This is a genomic window from Telluribacter humicola (assembly GCF_017355935.1).
Taxonomy (GTDB): Bacteria; Bacteroidota; Bacteroidia; order Cytophagales; family Spirosomataceae; genus Telluribacter; species Telluribacter humicola.
The window spans coordinates 1-16345 of sequence record NZ_JAFIQT010000001.1; the positions used below are offsets into that span (position 1 = coordinate 1).

16 protein-coding genes, 1 rRNA gene and 1 riboswitch are annotated in these 16345 nt (G+C 49.2%); of the genes, 5 read left to right on the plus strand and 12 right to left on the minus strand.

Annotated features, from left to right (window positions below):
- From JUB14_RS00005 to JUB14_RS00015, 3 genes are all read right to left on the minus strand, one after another.
- A 16S ribosomal RNA gene (locus tag JUB14_RS00005) occupies positions 1 to 82 on the minus strand; the annotation flags it as partial.
- A gap of 806 nt (positions 83 to 888) precedes the next feature.
- Positions 889 to 1236, minus strand: coding sequence for a hypothetical protein (locus JUB14_RS00010; protein WP_207503334.1), 348 nt, complete (start codon positions 1234 to 1236; stop codon positions 889 to 891).
- The gene (locus tag JUB14_RS00015) at positions 1236 to 1589 is read right to left on the minus strand and encodes a carboxymuconolactone decarboxylase family protein (RefSeq protein ID WP_207503335.1); all 354 of its coding nucleotides are present in this window, start codon (positions 1587 to 1589) and stop codon (positions 1236 to 1238) included. The genes JUB14_RS00010 and JUB14_RS00015 overlap by 1 nt, the downstream gene beginning before the upstream one ends.
- Positions 1590 to 1673: 84 nt before the next feature.
- Between JUB14_RS00015 and JUB14_RS00020 the strand changes: the two genes are divergently transcribed.
- Entirely contained in the window at positions 1674 to 2369 is a 696-nt protein-coding gene (locus tag JUB14_RS00020) for a ComF family protein (protein ID WP_207503336.1), read from the plus strand.
- A 38-nt stretch (positions 2370 to 2407) separates the two neighbouring features.
- Here the strand turns inward: JUB14_RS00020 and gldJ are convergent, their stop codons facing one another.
- Both gldJ and mfd read right to left on the minus strand, forming a co-directional pair.
- Positions 2408 to 3658, minus strand: a complete 1251-nt coding sequence (gene gldJ / locus JUB14_RS00025) for a gliding motility lipoprotein GldJ (protein WP_207503338.1) — start codon at positions 3656 to 3658, stop codon at positions 2408 to 2410.
- 104 nt (positions 3659 to 3762) lie between these two features.
- Positions 3763 to 7110, minus strand: coding sequence for a transcription-repair coupling factor (gene mfd, locus JUB14_RS00030; RefSeq protein WP_207503340.1), 3348 nt, complete (start codon positions 7108 to 7110; stop codon positions 3763 to 3765).
- A gap of 222 nt (positions 7111 to 7332) precedes the next feature.
- Here mfd and pnuC point away from each other — a divergent pair, with 222 nt between their 5' ends.
- Positions 7333 to 7944, plus strand: coding sequence for a nicotinamide riboside transporter PnuC (gene pnuC / locus JUB14_RS00035; RefSeq protein ID WP_207503342.1), 612 nt, complete (start codon positions 7333 to 7335; stop codon positions 7942 to 7944).
- On the opposite strand, the gene JUB14_RS00040 is transcribed toward pnuC, so the two are convergent.
- From JUB14_RS00040 to JUB14_RS00055, 4 genes are all read right to left on the minus strand, one after another.
- The gene (locus tag JUB14_RS00040; RefSeq protein WP_207503344.1) at positions 7941 to 8390 is read right to left on the minus strand and encodes a barstar family protein; all 450 of its coding nucleotides are present in this window, start codon (positions 8388 to 8390) and stop codon (positions 7941 to 7943) included. The two genes, pnuC and JUB14_RS00040, sit on opposite strands and share 4 nt — an antisense overlap.
- 96 nt (positions 8391 to 8486) lie before the next feature.
- Entirely contained in the window at positions 8487 to 8783 is a 297-nt protein-coding gene (locus JUB14_RS00045) for a muconolactone Delta-isomerase family protein (RefSeq protein ID WP_207503346.1), read from the minus strand.
- 19 nt (positions 8784 to 8802) lie between these two features.
- Positions 8803 to 9435, minus strand: a complete 633-nt coding sequence (locus tag JUB14_RS00050) for an alpha/beta hydrolase (protein WP_229367447.1) — start codon at positions 9433 to 9435, stop codon at positions 8803 to 8805.
- Positions 9436 to 9535: 100 nt separating this feature from the next.
- Positions 9536 to 10480, minus strand: a complete 945-nt coding sequence (locus JUB14_RS00055) for a ring-cleaving dioxygenase (RefSeq protein ID WP_207503348.1) — start codon at positions 10478 to 10480, stop codon at positions 9536 to 9538.
- 247 nt (positions 10481 to 10727) lie between these two features.
- Positions 10728 to 10823, plus strand: a riboswitch (TPP riboswitch).
- A 121-nt stretch (positions 10824 to 10944) separates the two neighbouring features.
- Between JUB14_RS00055 and JUB14_RS00060 the strand changes: the two genes are divergently transcribed.
- Together JUB14_RS00060 and JUB14_RS00065 are read left to right on the plus strand one after the other, a co-directional pair.
- The gene (locus JUB14_RS00060) at positions 10945 to 13401 is read left to right on the plus strand and encodes a TonB-dependent receptor (RefSeq protein WP_207503350.1); all 2457 of its coding nucleotides are present in this window, start codon (positions 10945 to 10947) and stop codon (positions 13399 to 13401) included.
- Positions 13402 to 13496: 95 nt separating this feature from the next.
- On the plus strand, positions 13497 to 13760 hold the full coding sequence (locus JUB14_RS00065) for a DUF167 domain-containing protein (RefSeq protein WP_207503352.1): 264 nt from the start codon (positions 13497 to 13499) through the stop codon (positions 13758 to 13760).
- Between the two features lie 3 nt (positions 13761 to 13763).
- On the opposite strand, the gene JUB14_RS00070 is transcribed toward JUB14_RS00065, so the two are convergent.
- The gene (locus tag JUB14_RS00070) at positions 13764 to 14243 is read right to left on the minus strand and encodes a DinB family protein (protein WP_207503354.1); all 480 of its coding nucleotides are present in this window, start codon (positions 14241 to 14243) and stop codon (positions 13764 to 13766) included.
- A gap of 41 nt (positions 14244 to 14284) precedes the next feature.
- Positions 14285 to 14794, minus strand: a complete 510-nt coding sequence (locus JUB14_RS00075; RefSeq protein ID WP_207503355.1) for a DUF4442 domain-containing protein — start codon at positions 14792 to 14794, stop codon at positions 14285 to 14287.
- Between the two features lie 92 nt (positions 14795 to 14886).
- On the opposite strand from JUB14_RS00075, the gene hemE reads away from it, so the two are divergent.
- Positions 14887 to 15915 carry a uroporphyrinogen decarboxylase gene (gene hemE, locus JUB14_RS00080; protein WP_207503357.1) on the plus strand — a complete coding sequence of 343 codons (1029 nt, stop codon included), beginning with the start codon at positions 14887 to 14889 and terminating at the stop codon, positions 15913 to 15915.
- Between the two features lie 6 nt (positions 15916 to 15921).
- On the opposite strand, the gene JUB14_RS00085 is transcribed toward hemE, so the two are convergent.
- Entirely contained in the window at positions 15922 to 16317 is a 396-nt protein-coding gene (locus tag JUB14_RS00085) for a VOC family protein (protein WP_207503359.1), read from the minus strand.
- Positions 16318 to 16345 lie beyond the last annotated feature (28 nt).

Below are 16345 nucleotides of genomic sequence, written 5' to 3' on the forward strand. Positions count from 1 at the left end.
GTGGTATTGCTACCCCCTCGCCTTGCATGTATTAAGCCTGCCGCTAGCGTTCATCCTGAGCCAGGATCAAACTCTCCATTGTAAATATTCATTCAGTCTGACAGTAGTTACACTAGCTGCCAGCTGTTGTTGTATTGTCTCATACAACGCTGCTTGCATTACTTGCTCTTTTCTCACTAAGCCAAAGAACGTTGCTCGTCAGGACTGCTCCTTCTGAACTAGTGGGTTAAGACCGTCTGTCTTACCTGTGTATGCTACTCTTTTTTACTGTGTTTCCCTTTCTTGTTCCCGAATGGGAGTGCAAAAGTAGTAGAAGCTTTTCTTGTTTCCAAACCCAGACGCCGAAATATTTTCTGAGTTTTTTTTCGCTCAGCCTCTCTGGCTTATGTATCCTGTGGATGGGTCAGACACCTCTTATCAATCTGCTCGGGAAGTGGGACCTTGTAAAAGGTCGCTTTACCTGGGGGCGCCTGGTTATAACGGCACCGGGAGTCTTGTTAGTTCCTCACAAAGGAGAGAACTTTTTGCTTCACTACTCAGGGGCTTCTTGCTGCCCCGACCGGACCGTCTGTCCTGCCTTGTTCCCGTTGATTGGGAGTGCAAAAGTAGTATACGTACTACCTATTCTGCAAGGCTTTTCTGAAATATTTTTTAGTTTCTGCTAAGATCCTCAAAAGCAGGATAAAGCGGTTTCTTTTAAACCAAGACCAGAAGTATTACAGTAGCTACTCTTTCCGAAGTTCCTTCACACTGCCTTTTGTAGGAGCTCCTTTTGACACAAAAGGAGGCCCCTTTCTTTATAGAACAAGGGCCTCCATATCATATAAGGTAATGTAGTAACACCGCTGACAGCATAGTTAACTCTCTATTTAGAAGATTTTGCTGATCCTACTGGGCATCGCTTTTGAAGTATTCAAGCACGTGGATTTTCAGCAGAAGCTCCTGCGAAAGAAGATCTCCGGCGGGTAAGGGAGTGACCAGACGCCAGTGTGGCCAGCCATCGGCATCCGTACCTTCATACTCATAGTACCCGGACACACTAAGGATCCGGCAAATACCAATATGCATCAGATCCTGCTTTTGCTCTTTTGTAAAATGCTTAATCCCCTGGCCTAGCTCCTGTACTCCTATAAGGAACAGGACACTATTCAAATCACCGGGACGCTTGCCTACCGTTTGTTCTAAAGTATCCAGTAGTTGTTCCCACTGGACATCTAGTGGTTGTTCGTCTTCCATTATGATAGAGGTTCTTCTGATGACAGAGCTTCCCAATATTCAAAGGCACGACGCAGGTGAGGGATTACGATAGTACCACCGATCAAGGTAGCAATAGAGAATACTTCCTGCATCTGCTTATCGGATACCCCCAGTTCCTTGCATTTGCCCAAGTGGTACTTAACGCAGTCGTCGCAGCGTAGTACCATTGAGCAGGCCAGTCCGATCATTTCTTTGGTGATCTGATCTACTTCGCCCGGGGCGTAGCAATTTGTATCCAGATTAAAGATTCGTTTCAGAATGAGGTTGTCCGAATCCATAATCTTATCGTTCATCCGGCTGCGGTAGTCATTGAAGTCTTCTACAAGGCTCATTGTATTTGATTATATTTTTATGATTTGTCTAAATTTTGAACTGTATTCTCCTAACGGATTGGGTTGATAAAGAGTTTACGATGTATGAAGCTAACCTGTTACTGGTCTGATTTTCTGGATCTTCTTTTTCCTCGTTGCTGCGAAGCCTGTGGTAAGGCACTGGTAGGAACGGAGGAAACAATTTGTACCTCATGCCGGATCACGCTACCACGCCTGAGCCAGGATAGTATCATCAGTAGTTCGGTAAAGAGTAAGTTTGTGGCGACACCCGAAGTGAAAGACGCGTTAGCTTACCTGGTATTTACAAAGAAAGGAAAAGTACAGGAGTTACTATACGCACTTAAATACAAAGGGAACCAGGAGGTGGGAAGGGTACTGGGTATAATGTACGGGCAGGAGTTGATGGAACAGGGACAGGTACCACCGGCGGATCTGATCGTAAGTGTACCACTGCACCCCCGAAGGCTGAAGGAAAGAGGGTATAACCAGAGTGATGCTTTTGCTCAGGGACTTTCAGAGGCAACGGGTATTCCCTGGTCGGGAGCAGTACTGAGTCGAACCCGCTATACCAAAACGCAAACCGGAAAAAGCAGAGCTGAGCGCTACGAGAATATGAGCGGAGTGTTCAGGGTAAACCAAAAAGAGGTAGTTAAAGGGAAGCAAATTGTACTGGTAGATGATGTACTTACGACGGGTGCTACTCTGGATGCCTGTGTAGAAGCTATGAAAGGCTTGAACTGCACGGTATATATAATGACAATAGCCGCCGCTCAGATCTGAGCGGCGGCTATTGTCATTATATCAGAATCTAACTAGTCTTATTTGTTACGACCGGTGGCGATCATGGCGCAACGGAAACCTACCATCGCAGTAGCTGAATCCTGATCCATGAAACGACGGGTACCGGGAGATAGCCAGTAAGCAACATCAGACCATGAACCTCCTTTGTATACACGCAGGCGATCACTAACCAGTGAGTTGCTGTTCTTGGTATCGTAGTTCTTCTCTTCATCCATGTAACCATCGCGACGCAGTGAGTTAAGGTCAGCGAAATCCGTGTAAGAAAGAGGACGGTATACGTCATACACCCACTCATTTACGTTACCGGCCATATCATACAGACCGTAGTCGTTGGCAGGGTAAGAACGTAGCTCCTGAGTAATGATGGCACCGTCGTTAGAACGACCCGCGATACCAGCATAGTCACCACGACCACGCTTGAAGTTGGCTAGCATAGTACCTTGCTTACGGCCACGAGGCTGACGTACTGTAGAACCATCCCAGGGATAGATACGCTGATTAGACTGGTTTTCGTCAGCATACTGAGTACCAATCATACCTTTGGCGGCGTACTCCCATTCGGCTTCTGTTGGAAGGCGGTAAGGAGGCAGTACGTATCCGCTTTCAACTGAGAGTTGTGCAGGATCGGAAGCAGCGACAGTTTCTGCGGTAGCTTCTGACTTCTTCCGCTTACCCAGTGAGAAGCCTTTTTTGTTGCCGTCAATGGTAGTACCCTTGCTGGCCATGGACTGATTTACGGCATTGGAGCGCCATGTACAATAGTCATTAGCCTGAACCCATGACACACCTACTACCGGATACAAACGGAAACCGGGGTGACGCAGATACATGGTTACGTACGAGTCATTGAATGACAGAGGGTTGTACCATACAGCGGTATCAGGTAGCGCCTTACGATAAAACTCCTCGGAAGAGTCGCGCAGGACTGCATCAAGATATTCAAGGTAGTGTACGTTAGCTACCTCGGTTTCATCCATATAGAAAGACTGGATACTAACAGTACGCTCAAGGTTATCACGAGTATTCATGACATCCTCTTCCAGCGATCCCATTGTAAAACGGCCTCCTTCGATGAATACCAGATCAGGACCGGCGGGCAACGCTTTGTATTGCTTCACCTCAAAACCGTCCTCTGTGTTATAGGCTAAGCCAGTTTTAGAGCTGGTTTTGCCTGGTTTTAAACTAGTTGGCTCTTTTTTCTTACAGGAACTGACAACTGTCAGGACCATAAGTAGTAACGCCAGCGACCGGATACCAATACTACGCATGCAAGTCATTGCTTTAATTGTGGCTTTATAAAATTGAAGGTACTTCCTATGATTAACGAACAACAAATATAAATTACAGATATAACTAATTGCTAAAAAATTAATTACCTGCTCATCTCCTGTAGAAGATGGTGAGCCTGATCCAGACTTTTTACTTCATAGCAGGTAAGTATCAGTTTGCCTTTCACATCTTTCAACGAACTTTGCTTAGGATGCTGCTGGATATAATCAATTACTTTGCCAAATTTGGCTGAATGATAGAAGTTGTCGTTCTGGGATGAAACGAAGTAGCCTTTCATCGTATTGTTTTTCAGCGTCAATTTTTCAAAGTGAAGGCTTTCAGCCTCCCAACGCAGACGAACCGTCTTCAAAAGGTCTCTAACCTCTTTCGGTATCGGGCCAAACCGGTCAATCACCTCAGCTTCGAAGGCAGCCAGTTCTTCCTCATTCTTGGTATTGTCAAGACGAGTATATAACGAGAGACGTTCCGAAATATTCTTTACGTAATGATCTGGTATTAAAACAGCGAAGTCCGTTTCGATCTGGCAGTCGGGTAGCAGGTCCTGGGGAACGCCCAGCGCCGTAGCAAACAGGTCTTTAAATTCTGTTTCTTTTAGCTCTTTTACCGTCTCATCCAGGATCTTGTGGTACATCTCGTAGCCCAAATCATTGACAAAACCGCTCTGCTCGGCTCCCAGCAGGTTACCGGCTCCACGGATGTCGAGGTCACGCATAGCTACTTTGAAGCCATCACCCAGTTCCGAAAATTCTTCGAGCGTCTGGAGGCGCTTACGACTATCCGTCGAAAGTACCGAGATGGGTGGCGTAAGCAGGTAACAGAAGGCCTTACGGTTGGAGCGCCCTACGCGACCACGCATCTGGTGCAGGTCCGAGAGCCCAAACATATGTGCTGAGTTGATAATGATGGTATTGGCATTTGGAATATCAATACCTGACTCGATGATATTGGTGGAAACCAGTATATCGTATTCACCATCAATAAAACGCATCATCACCCGCTCGAGCTGTTCGCCCTCCATCTGTCCGTGAGCTACCCCGATACGGGCATCCGGTACCAGTCGCAGGATAATATTAGCAATGGATTCAATATCATTGACCCGATTGTGCACGAAGAATACCTGGCCGCCCCGATCAATCTCAAAGCTGATGGCGTCGCGGATAAACTCTTCGTTAAAGACATGTACCTCCGTAGTCACGGGCTGTCGGTTAGGCGGTGGCGTGGCTATGACGGACAGGTCACGGGCTCCCATCAGGGAGAAGTGGAGTGTACGCGGAATGGGTGTCGCGGTAAGCGTCAGTACATCTACATTTACCCGCATTTCCTTGAGGCGATCCTTTGCCTTTACCCCGAACTTCTGCTCTTCATCCACGATGAGCAGGCCCAGGTTCTTGAACTTTATATCTTTGTTCAGGATGCGGTGGGTACCGATCAGGATGTCGATTTTCCCGTCCTCAGCCTGTTTAAGAGTTTCCTTGATTTCCTTAGTTGATTTGAAACGGTTGATATACCCTACCCGTACCGGAAAGTCGGCCAGGCGCTCCGCAAAGGTTTTGTAGTGCTGCATAGCCAGGATGGTAGTAGGTACCAGTACGGCCACCTGTCTACTGTCGCACACAGCTTTGAAGGCAGCCCGTATGGCTACTTCGGTCTTTCCGAATCCTACATCGCCGCACACCAGCCGGTCCATTGGATACGGCTTTTCCATATCGTCTTTGACGTCGTTGGTAGCCTTGGCCTGATCGGGGGTATCTTCGTATATGAAGGAGGATTCCAGCTCGGCCTGCATGTAGTTATCAGGAGAATAAGCAAAACCCTGCGCATCGCGTCGCTTGGCATACAGGGATATGAGCTCGTGGGCAATATCTTTGAGCTGCTTCTTGACACGCGACTTTTTGTTTTCCCAGTCACCCGACCCCAGTTTGCTCATGATGGGGGGAGTACCTTCCTTACCCGTGTACTTGGCGATTTTATGCAGGTTGTGCACACTCACGTACAGCAGGTCATTGTCGCGGTAGATCAAGCGGATGGCCTCCTGCTCCTTACCGCCTACGTCTACCTTTTCCATACCCGCAAAGCGGCCTATGCCGTAGTCGACGTGGGTGACGAAGTCGCCGGGCTGTAGAGACCGCAGCTCCTTAAGCGTAATGGCTTTGGACTTACTAAACTTCTCCTTCAGGCGGTACTTGTGGTACCGCGCAAATATCTGGTGATCGGTATAGCAGACTACCTTGAGCTGCTCATCCACAAAGCCTTCACGTAAAGAGATGTTGAGCGGCTGGAACTTGACATACGGGTCCAGATCCGCGAAGATGCGCTCCAGACGGTCGAGTTGCTTGGGCTGCTCCGCCGCTATGATATTAGCAAAGCCCTTCGACTGGTTCTCGGACAAGTCGTCGATCAGTCGTTTGAAATCTTTGTTGAATGAGGGCTGCGGCTTGGATGTATAAACGGTCCGGCTTTCATTTTTGAAGTAGAAACGACGCCCAAACTCCACCGTCTTGAACTTCTTTATGTGGTTCAGAAAAGTACGCCGTGTCTCGAACAAAGCCTGCGGGTTGGATACAATCTGTACACCTCCGCCGGTAGTAGCAGCAAGAGCCTGCTCCGCCTTCTCAAAGCAGTTCTCAATGATCTCGAGGGTCAGTTCTGTATCCTTAAACCAAAGGGTAGCATTGTCGGGCAGAAAGTCCAGAAAGGGCTCGCGGGTTTCGAGGGTAAGCTTTTGCTGAATATCCGGAATGATATTGATCTGCTGGACCGTCTCTACCGAGAGCTGCGTGTCCGGATCAAAGGAGCGGAGGCTTTCTACCTCATCGCCGAAGAGTTCGATCCGGTATGGGTACTCACTGGCGTAGGAGAACACGTCCAGGATACCCCCGCGTACCGAAAACTGACCCGGCTCGAATACAAAATCTGTCAGTTCGAAATCATAGCCATTCAGAAACTCCGTCAGAAAAGCAGGATCCAGCTTCTCCCCCACCTTTACCGAAAAAGTATTGGCCAGCAGGGAGCGCTTATTAATTACTTTCTCAAAAAGAGCTTCGGGATAGGTTACGATCTGTAAAGGACCGGGCTTGGCAACATTGAGCTTGTTCAGAATCTCCGCCCGCATCAGTACGTTGGCGTTATCGACGTCTTCGTAATGGTAGGGGCGCTTATAGGAGGTAGGATAAAAAAGTACCTCCTCCTTTCCCAGCAGGTTCTGTAAGTCATTCTGAAAATATGCGGCCTCTTCACGGTCGCTCAGGATGTATACCGCGGGCCGGGTCTGCATGCGGTGCAGTGCGGCCGCTATGACAGCATCCAGGCTACCGATGAGGCCCTTAATCTGCACATGCGCGTCGGCAGGAGAGTCTGATTCAATCTTATTAGCAAGCAGCTTGATGTAGCTGTCTCCGCCGTATAGGGTTAAGAAATCTTTTACTTCCAAGGGACAAATATAAAATATTGTAACAAGACCGCAGGATACGGAGTCATAAGCTGAGAGCCAGGTGCTCCGGCAAGTATGCATCCTGCCTCTTTGAATTTGAAATAAAAAACGCGAAAAGCCGGCGGGCGCTTTTATCCCGTCGGCAGTAGAGTAACAATGCTTTTTTTACTTTTGTTGCACCTTACTTGGTTCAAAACTTAAAATTAACAGACAATCCTTTTGATGCTCGACTGGCTGAATCAAACACTCTCACTAGCAGGACTAACCACTACTCCTCTCGAAATATTAGGCTTTGTAACGGGCGCTATTTGTGTGTACCTCAACACCCAGCAGAATGTACTTGGCTGGCTGTTCGGGATCATCAATGCGGTACTTTATGCGGCGGTATTCTGGCAGGTGAGGCTCTATGCTGACATGGGGCTACAGGGGTACTACTTCGTGACGAGCATCTACGGCTGGTGGATGTGGCTCTATGGGGGCGAAAACCGGCAGGAACTACCCGTTACACCTACACCCAGGTCGTTGTACGGTATTTTTACGGCCCTATTTATTGCAGCTACATTACTATGGGGCTACCTGCTGAATCGCTACACCGACGCCAGCCTGAGTTATATGGACTCAGCTCTGACGGCTGCCAGCCTGATCGGACAGTGGATGATGGCCCGCAAGTACCTGGAGAACTGGCTAGTGTGGCTGGTAGCCGATGCATGTTATGTAGGATTGTACGCATATAAGGGCCTGCACCTGACGGCCCTGCTCTATCTTGTCTTTCTGGCTCTGGCACTGATGGGGTACATACAGTGGAGGCGCGCCATGCTTAGCGACAGGCGCTAGTCCAGTGCCCGGAAAGGTATCTCCTGGTCTTCAAGTAGTGTACGGATACGGGGCGTATCGTCAATGACAACCAGGAGTTCTTTACGGGATACGTCCTCTTCTTCCTCCTCGTCCATCCATTTCCAGTCCTCGGCGGTAGCATCCAGCAAGTCGATGATGGTCAGCAGGCGATCATTAGCTTTTTCGCGGGAGAGCCACTCATTGCTGTTACGGATATAGATAGCTACTTTTTCTTCCTCAATCCATTCCAGATCATTGATCATTTCATCAAATGACTCCAGATCATGGCTAAACTCTTCCGGGAAGTCAAGTGCCTGGGCAATCTGCTCGTAGAAGGCCTTCAAAGTTGTAGCCTGTTTCCCGTCTATAACTGCGACGTACCAACCGGGCAGGACTTTGGCCGGATTGACTTCATTTTTGGCAAGTAGAAAGTTAGTTTTTTCCATAAGTATCAGGTAGCATGAGTTGAAAGTCAAAGATATCTTAACAACCAAAAAGCCCATCCGTTTGTGTCGGAGGGCTTCTGGATCATATTCAATAGGTTAATTCAGCGAAAAAAGCGGGAGTCTTAGTGCTACCATATTATGGAACATTAATTCTGAAATAGCAAGGTCCATATAATCGATGAGCGGAAACTCAGATACAATAGACATTACTTCATACTCACTATCGGCCTTTACGATGCACCATAGTTTGGAGCGATCTTCGGCAAGGGCGTATGAGGTCAGTACTCCCTGTTCCATCATTTCGTTGACTTTTTGACGCTGAGCAGGGATTTTATCTGTAAACCCTTCTGTCATAACCTCTGAAAGCGCGATTTCTATCATGAATTGGCTCATATGATGACTAGGTTAACTGTTAGAATGTATCATTTGCTAATACATTATTAACAATTTTTATCTCATCGTCGTTGATTGAATGGCCAAAATTTTTGTAAAGTTTTGCTAATACGTTAGCATTCATGTTTTTAAATGTGCTTTCTGATTCGAGTACCCGCTCCTTGGGAATGTGAGAATCGATGTCGCTACACCCTAAAAAGATGGGAGTCTCTTCCAGAGACCCTTCGTAGTTACGCGGAGTACCTTCAGGACCAATAAGGCCGCCACTGAGTCCAAATACGCCACCGTAGCGCTGAGGATTGCGGGCTGTGTACTCCAGAGCCAGACAAGCCCCCTGCGAAAATCCCAGCAGGTAGATATTTTCATAAGCAAAGCCATATTCATTGTGCAGGCGCTGCACCAGCGAGCGTACTACTTCCAGTCCGGACGAAAGGCCGGGTTCATTCTGCTGCATGGGAGCAAGGAATGAGTAGGGATACCAGGTACTCTGGGAAGCCTGGGGGGCCACGTAAGCCATATCGTCAGCTTCAAAGTACTCAGCCAGTGACAGGATGCTCTGGGCGGAGGCACCCCGGCCGTGTACCATGAGCATGGCTCTGCCGGCCTCTTCCAGGCGCTTGCCCGCGGTAGCTATATTATCAGGATTATGCATAATAGTCTTCAGGATTAGTCAGTGAGTATAGTAAAATAGCGCACAGGCAGAGGAAATAGTCAGCACCTCCCCTACCTGTTATGACTGTATAGTATTTGGCTTACTTCGCTTCGGCTACAAACTTAGGCAGTTGTGCCTCGAGCTGAGCGCGACGCGGCTCGTACCATTCGGGTAGTTTGAGCGTAGTACCCAATTCAGCAACCGGTTCATCAATGGCAAATCCCGGAGGATTGGTAGCTATTTCGAACAGGACTCCGCCTGGCTCGCGGTAGTAGATGCTATGGAAATAGTTACGATCCAGTACGTGCGTAGGATTATAGCCTTCGGATAGTAACGTTTCCCGGATCTCAAGCTGCGTATCGTCAGATTCGGTAGCAAAGGCCAGGTGATGTACTGAGCCAGCACCCTGCAGAGCTCTCACTTCGTTAGGCGAAAAACGTACATCTACATAAGAGCCGGGTCCACCTGCACCCGCCTGAAACCGGAACAGGTCCTTTTCTTCGGCTACCAGCGTATGTTGCATCACATCTTTGAGCAGCGATACCGTATCATCCACCCTGAACTCATTCAGGGTAACGGTATGGAAGCCACGGATTGAGTGCTCCTGCGGTATCTTGCCGTTATTCCAGCCCGGCCGCTGATCTTCGCTGTTGGCTACCAGCTCTACTCCCATGCCATCGTAGTCTTCGAATCTCAGGTAACTCTCATTGAATCGTTGGTAAGGTCCACTAAAAGGTATATTGAAGCGAGTCAGTCGGTCAATCCAGTAGTCTAACGAGCCCGCCGCTATGGAAAATGCCGTATAGGTAAGCTGTCCTCCTCCTTTACGTCCGCGTGACAGTCCGGTGTATGGAAAGAAAGTAAGGATAGAACCTGGTGAACCTGCCTCGTCGCCGTAGTACAGGTGGTAGACATCAGGCGCGTCAAAGTTGATGGTTTTTTTGACCAGACGCAGGCCTAATACTCCTACATAAAAGTCGACGTTACGCTGAGTATCACTAGCTAATGCGGTAACGTGGTGGATGCCATTGATCAGTGTGTTCATGAGTATGAGAGATTATATGTTATTACATTTAATGTATATACATTTAATATTTTGAATTGGTTCACTACTGCTACCTGATCAGCGTATTTTCTACACAAGTTTTTGTAACTGCCTCACAAGGAGTGGTACTATGGAACGAGCTTAGAAATAAAGGTAAAAGGCAATGTTAGAAAACCATATGCAGGACCTAACAAATTATGGTAGTCATTGTTGGTTTGACAGAAACAAACCCTACTTTTGCAGCTCAAAATCTCATAAGGGGTGCCCTACCTAACGGGCTGAGATCATACCCATAGCACCTGATCCGGGTAATGCCGGCGAAGGGAGAGAAAGCTAACCTGGCTCTTGTAGCAGCAGACTCATATCTGCGGCAACTATTGTTCACTTAGCTGATTTATCGAAGTACATTTTTATTTACCAAAGGATGGGTTGGCCCCTTGCCTGTTCGTTAACTAGTAATCGCAATGCGAAAAGTTACGACCTATCTTTTTACGCTGACAGTGGCATTATTGTCAGCTTTTACCGCACTGGCCCAGGTAAGTATTAGGGGGCAGGTGATTGATGCCGAAGCCGGAGGTCCACTACCCGGTGCCACTGTTAGGGCCGGTGAGGTACGTGGTACTACTACCAACGAATCCGGCCGTTTTACTCTCACTAATATTCCTGCCAATGTCCAGGTGCTGGAAGTATCCTTTGTAGGTTTTGAAACCGTCAGACTGCCGGTAGCGACTGCCCAGGCTACTTCTCCGCTGACAATCCGGCTGAAGCGAAGTGTATTTGCGGCGGATGAGGTAATTGTTAGCGCTACCCGGGTTAATGAGCGTACGGGTATGGCTTATTCCAACGTAGGAGCCGAGGCGCTCGACAAGCAGAACTTTGGACAAGATATACCGGCTCTGCTCAACTTTACCCCCTCGCTGGTAAGTACTTCCGACGCGGGAGCAGGGGTAGGCTATACGGGTATCCGTATCCGGGGTACTGATGCGACCCGCATCAACGTAACCATCAATGGTATACCCTACAACGATCCCGAAAGTCAGGGCGTATTTTGGGTAAATATGCCGGATTTCGCTTCCTCTGTAAGTAGTATTCAGGTTCAGCGCGGGGTAGGTACCTCTACCAACGGAGCGGGCGCTTTTGGAGCTACGGTCAATGTCAACACTAGTGAGTTCAGGGCTGAGCCTTATGCGGAACTGAACAATTCATACGGCTCATTTAATACCTTGCGTAATACCATCAAGGCCGGAACCGGACTACTAAATGGCAAATTTACGGTAGATGCTCGCCTGTCGCGCATTGCATCGGATGGTTTTATCGACCGGGCCTCTTCCAACCTCAAATCCTTCTACCTGTCGGGAGGGTACTTTGGTAAGAAAAGCTTCATCCGGTTCAATGCTTTCTCCGGTAAAGAGCTTACGTACCAGTCGTGGAATGGTACTCCGGAGTCGCGGCTGCGGGGTGACCGCGAAGGCATGCTGGCGTACATTGAGCGCAATGGCCTCAACGAGCGTGACGCCCAAAACCTGCTCAACTCGGACAGCCGTACCTACAACTACTATACTTACGATAACGAGGTGGACGACTACCAGCAGGATCACTACCAACTGGTATCGTCGCACACGCTCAGCAACAACTGGACCCTCAACCTGAACGGCTTCCTGGTACGTGGGCGGGGCTTCTACGAGCAGTTCCGGGATAATGACCGGCTGAGGAATTACAAGCTACCGGATGTAGTGATCGGTGAACAAACCATCAGCCGCACCGACCTGATCCGTCGCCGCTGGCTGGATAACTACTTCTACGGTACTACCTTCTCACTGGACTACAACAGCTTCAAAAAGCTGACGGCTAACTTCGGAGGAGGCCTGAACTACTTCGATAATGATCACCATGGGGAGGTAATCTGGGCGCGCTACGCCAGCACCGGCAACATTCGCCATCCTTACTACTACAACCGGGGGCAGAAAACAGATTTTAACCTCTACGGTAAATTATACTATCAGCTGACGGAGAAGCTCAATGCTTACGGAGATGTACAGGTACGTACGGTAGACTATATCGTAGCCGGTGATGATAACCAGCGTCGCCAGCACGATTTTGACGAGCACTTTACCTTTGTCAATCCCAAGGCAGGTCTGACGTACCAGCTTTCAGAAACCAGCACCGCCTACGCTTCGTACAGCATCGGAAACCGTGAGCCTAACCGCGACGACTTCACCGAAGCTACTACCGATATCCGTCCCCAGGCGGAAACGCTACGCGATCTGGAAGCCGGCTTCCGTACGCAGCGCGGACGCTGGGCCTTTGGTGCCAACTACTACTACATGAACTATAAAAATCAGCTGGTACTGACCGGGCAGGTCAATGACGTAGGGAATGGTATTCGGGTGAATGTACCTAAGAGCTACCGGATGGGGATCGAACTGGAAGGAGCCGTAACGCTGAGTAATCAGTGGAGATGGAATGCTAATGCTACCTTTAGCCGGAACAAGATCGCTAACTTCACGGAGTACATCGTGGACTACGACAACGGCGGCTACCAGACCATTACCCACGGCAATACGGATATCTCTTTCTCGCCTAACCTGATCGCAGCCAGTCAGCTTTCGTACCTACCTGTTAAGAATGTGGAGCTGACCCTGCTGACCAAGTACGTAGGCAAGCAGTACCTGGATAATACATCTAACGAAGGTCGTCGCCTGGACCCGTACCTTACCAACGACATCCGCCTGAACTGGACGCTGACGCCCTCCTGGGCTAAGCAGCTGGTACTAAAGGCGCTGGTGAATAACGTCCTGAACGAGCAGTACGAATCGAATGGTTACACCTACGGGTACATTGCCGGTGGCCTTGTTCAGGAGAACTTCTATTATCCGCAGGCTGGCCGTAATTATATGGTGGGTGTAGATCTGCGATTCTAGTCACAGCATATTAATAAGTACCTATCATTACTAACTTGAAGCGCCGACAGGTACCTGTCGGCGCTTTTTTATTAACAACTAGTAGACAATAGGCTATGATGCTTCATGTCAAAGTAAAGCCCGGAAGTAAGCTGGATCAGCTGTTTTATGACGAACAGGGGCTGCTAAATGTCAAGATCAAGGCACCGGCTCAGGATGGTAAGGCCAATGACTACCTGGTCAGGTACCTGGCTAAGCAGTTAGGGCTGCCCAAGTCAGCGGTAGAAATAGTGTCAGGTTTTACCAATCCGCATAAGCGTCTGGAAATAGAGGCTGATGAGGAGGTAGTAAAAGAGCGGTTGGCAGTTATTTGTGGATAACCCCTATCGCAACCTTTTAATCAAGGTACTGATGTAGCTCATTTCCCCTACGTGTACTCCTTCGTGCAGCAGCAGGGATTCTATCTGTCCCCCTACGGTCGTAGCTCCCGGAAAGTTAATGGGGCTCTGACTCTGCAAGTGCTCCTGTGACACATCATGAAGTAGTTGCTGGATCTGCTGGCCCCGATTGAAGAAAGCGTCCACGATCTCATCCAGAGGCGGGTATACCTCAGCAGTCTGTATAGAGGAGCCAAAGCTGAAAAGAGTAGTTTCGTTTTCCAGCTTGTCCAAAGGTCCATTGGGGCGTAACAGCTTGATGCAGGTATTACGGAAGAACGCCAGATGCCCCATTTCCCACAGCAGTGAGTTGGCCGAGCTATAAGGACGAAATAAGGCTTCGGCCTGAGTAACCCCCTCCGTAGCCTTGGTCACTTTGTGGTTGTGGTACTGGATACTTTTTATGATGAATGATATAGAGTTCATAGCTATGAGTGTCTGTATGAAATATTAAACGAAGTTGCGGGCTACTTGTTAACGGAGCGCTGCTTGGGTATCCAGGCCCAGATAGCTTCGACCAGAATAGGTTCTTTACCGTCAGCATCCACAACCTTTACCTCAACGGTCGTTTCTCCCTTGGGAGTACTTCGGATCAGCTGAATCTGCTCATCAGTCAGGTTGGCAGTGGCTTGCATGGCGCCCTGTGAGCGTTTTACGAAGTCAGCCTTTATGCTCTTGATCACCGGTACCGAATCATCCGCTACATTCATACCTACTACCATTCCCGAGGCCGTTTCAGCTAACAGGATCATAGCTCCGGCGTGTATTTGTTTGATATGGTTCTGTACCTTCTTTCGGTTAGACAGCGCTACCACCACTTCCCGCTCATTCATGGTTTCGAACCGGATGCCGGTAGTACCTACATAGCGTACTACATTGCCAATAGCGTACGAAAGCATGGGCATACGTATTGGTTTTGGCATTTCCATAAACCGGCGTACGGTACGCTGAAGATCATTGGTGAATTGGGTACTCATAAGGGTCAGGATAAATTAGAAGGGAAATCTAACTAAAATTTATTAAAAGATTTGGTTGACAGGGGCAATCCCTTTCTGACTACCTTTGCAGCATGAACTTACAGAATGACTTACTACTAAGGGCAGCGCGAGGCGAAAACGTAGAGCGCACCCCTGTATGGATGATGCGTCAGGCGGGCCGTATACTGGCTGAATACCGTGCTGTGCGCGAAAAAGCGGGTAGTTTTATCCAACTGGCTACCACGCCTGAACTGGCCGCTGAGGTAACCATTCAGCCCGTAGACCTGCTGGGCGTGGATGCGGCTATTATATTCTCTGATATTCTGGTGGTACCCGAAGGCATGGGCCTCCCCTACGAGATGGTGGAGCAGCGCGGACCGGTATTCCCACGGACGGTACGTACCTCTGCCGATCTGGATCAGCTACGTGTGGCTGACCCGGAGAGTGACCTGGGCTATGTACTGGAGGCTATCCGCATCGTAAAGCGTGACCTCAGTGGCCGCGTACCTCTGATCGGATTCGCCGGAGCGCCTTTTACGATCTTCTGTTATATGACCGAAGGCAAAGGCTCCAAGACCTTCTCCGTTGCCAAAAAGCTACTTTATACCGATCCTGAGTTCTCACACGCCCTGCTTCAGAAGATCACCGACAGTACCATTGCCTACCTGAAAGCGCAGGTGGTCGCCGGTGCTGACCTGGTGCAGATCTTTGACTCATGGGCAGGTATCCTGTCGCCGGACCAGTACCGTACGTTCTCCCTGCCTTACATTAAGCAAATTTGTGACGCGATCAATGAAGTACCCGTGACGGTATTTGCCAAGGGTGCTTTCTTTGCCCGTAAGGAGATTGGCGAGCTAAACTGCCAGGTAGTTGGTCTGGACTGGAATATGGATGCCGCCGAGTCGCGCCAGCTGATCCCAGGTAAGACCCTGCAGGGTAATCTGGATCCGTGCGTGCTGTACGCTACTTACGATCAGATCCGGGCGGAGGTGAAGAAGATGGTCGATACCTTTGGTACCCAGCGCTACATAGCCAACTTGGGACACGGTGTATACCCTGATACCGATCCGGATAAGGTTCGTTGCTTTATTGAGGCGGTGAAGGAGTTTTCGGCGAAGTAGTAGCCCTTAGAAAGGATCCCACATCCCGGTTTCGACTACCTCAAGTACATGTCCATCGGGATCGTCAAAGTAGAAGGAGCGGGCGCCGCGTGCCCATACTTCGTGATGGTACACGTCTATACCCTGTTCCTGTATAGCCCGGAGCAGGGTATCATACTGTTCGGCGGGGGCTTCAAAGGCGATGTGCTGCTTACCTGCGGCGTAGTGCGGTGGCGGAGACTGCTTGGCACGCGACACCTCCGGCAGGAAACATAGCAGTACCGACGTGCCTGCCCTAAAGAAAACGTGGCTACCTTCGACGAAAGAAATAAGCTCCAGCCCCAGGCGATCCTGATAGTAGGCACGTGACCTTTCCAGATCGCTTACATAAAGGCAGGTTTCCTTGATTTGAGTAAACTGCATGATTGGCAGAGATAAGTGGGATTTTGGT

Bases quoted from the DNA above. Each gene is read 5' to 3' on its own strand.
- JUB14_RS00010 (WP_207503334.1), bottom strand. From the start codon at position 1,236: ATGGAAGACGAACAACCACTAGATGTCCAGTGGGAACAACTACTGGAT.
- JUB14_RS00015 (WP_207503335.1), bottom strand. From the start codon at position 1,589: ATGAGCCTTGTAGAAGACTTCAATGACTACCGCAGCCGGATGAACGAT.
- JUB14_RS00020 (WP_207503336.1), top strand. From the start codon at position 1,674: ATGAAGCTAACCTGTTACTGGTCTGATTTTCTGGATCTTCTTTTTCCT.
- gldJ (WP_207503338.1), bottom strand. From the start codon at position 3,658: ATGCGTAGTATTGGTATCCGGTCGCTGGCGTTACTACTTATGGTCCTG.
- pnuC (WP_207503342.1), top strand. From the start codon at position 7,333: ATGCTCGACTGGCTGAATCAAACACTCTCACTAGCAGGACTAACCACT.
- JUB14_RS00040 (WP_207503344.1), bottom strand. From the start codon at position 8,390: ATGGAAAAAACTAACTTTCTACTTGCCAAAAATGAAGTCAATCCGGCC.
- JUB14_RS00045 (WP_207503346.1), bottom strand. From the start codon at position 8,783: ATGAGCCAATTCATGATAGAAATCGCGCTTTCAGAGGTTATGACAGAA.
- JUB14_RS00050 (WP_229367447.1), bottom strand. From the start codon at position 9,435: ATGCATAATCCTGATAATATAGCTACCGCGGGCAAGCGCCTGGAAGAG.
- JUB14_RS00055 (WP_207503348.1), bottom strand. From the start codon at position 10,480: ATGAACACACTGATCAATGGCATCCACCACGTTACCGCATTAGCTAGT.
- JUB14_RS00060 (WP_207503350.1), top strand. From the start codon at position 10,945: ATGCGAAAAGTTACGACCTATCTTTTTACGCTGACAGTGGCATTATTG.
- JUB14_RS00065 (WP_207503352.1), top strand. From the start codon at position 13,497: ATGATGCTTCATGTCAAAGTAAAGCCCGGAAGTAAGCTGGATCAGCTG.
- JUB14_RS00070 (WP_207503354.1), bottom strand. From the start codon at position 14,243: ATGAACTCTATATCATTCATCATAAAAAGTATCCAGTACCACAACCAC.
- JUB14_RS00075 (WP_207503355.1), bottom strand. From the start codon at position 14,794: ATGAGTACCCAATTCACCAATGATCTTCAGCGTACCGTACGCCGGTTT.
- hemE (WP_207503357.1), top strand. From the start codon at position 14,887: ATGAACTTACAGAATGACTTACTACTAAGGGCAGCGCGAGGCGAAAAC.
- JUB14_RS00085 (WP_207503359.1), bottom strand. From the start codon at position 16,317: ATGCAGTTTACTCAAATCAAGGAAACCTGCCTTTATGTAAGCGATCTG.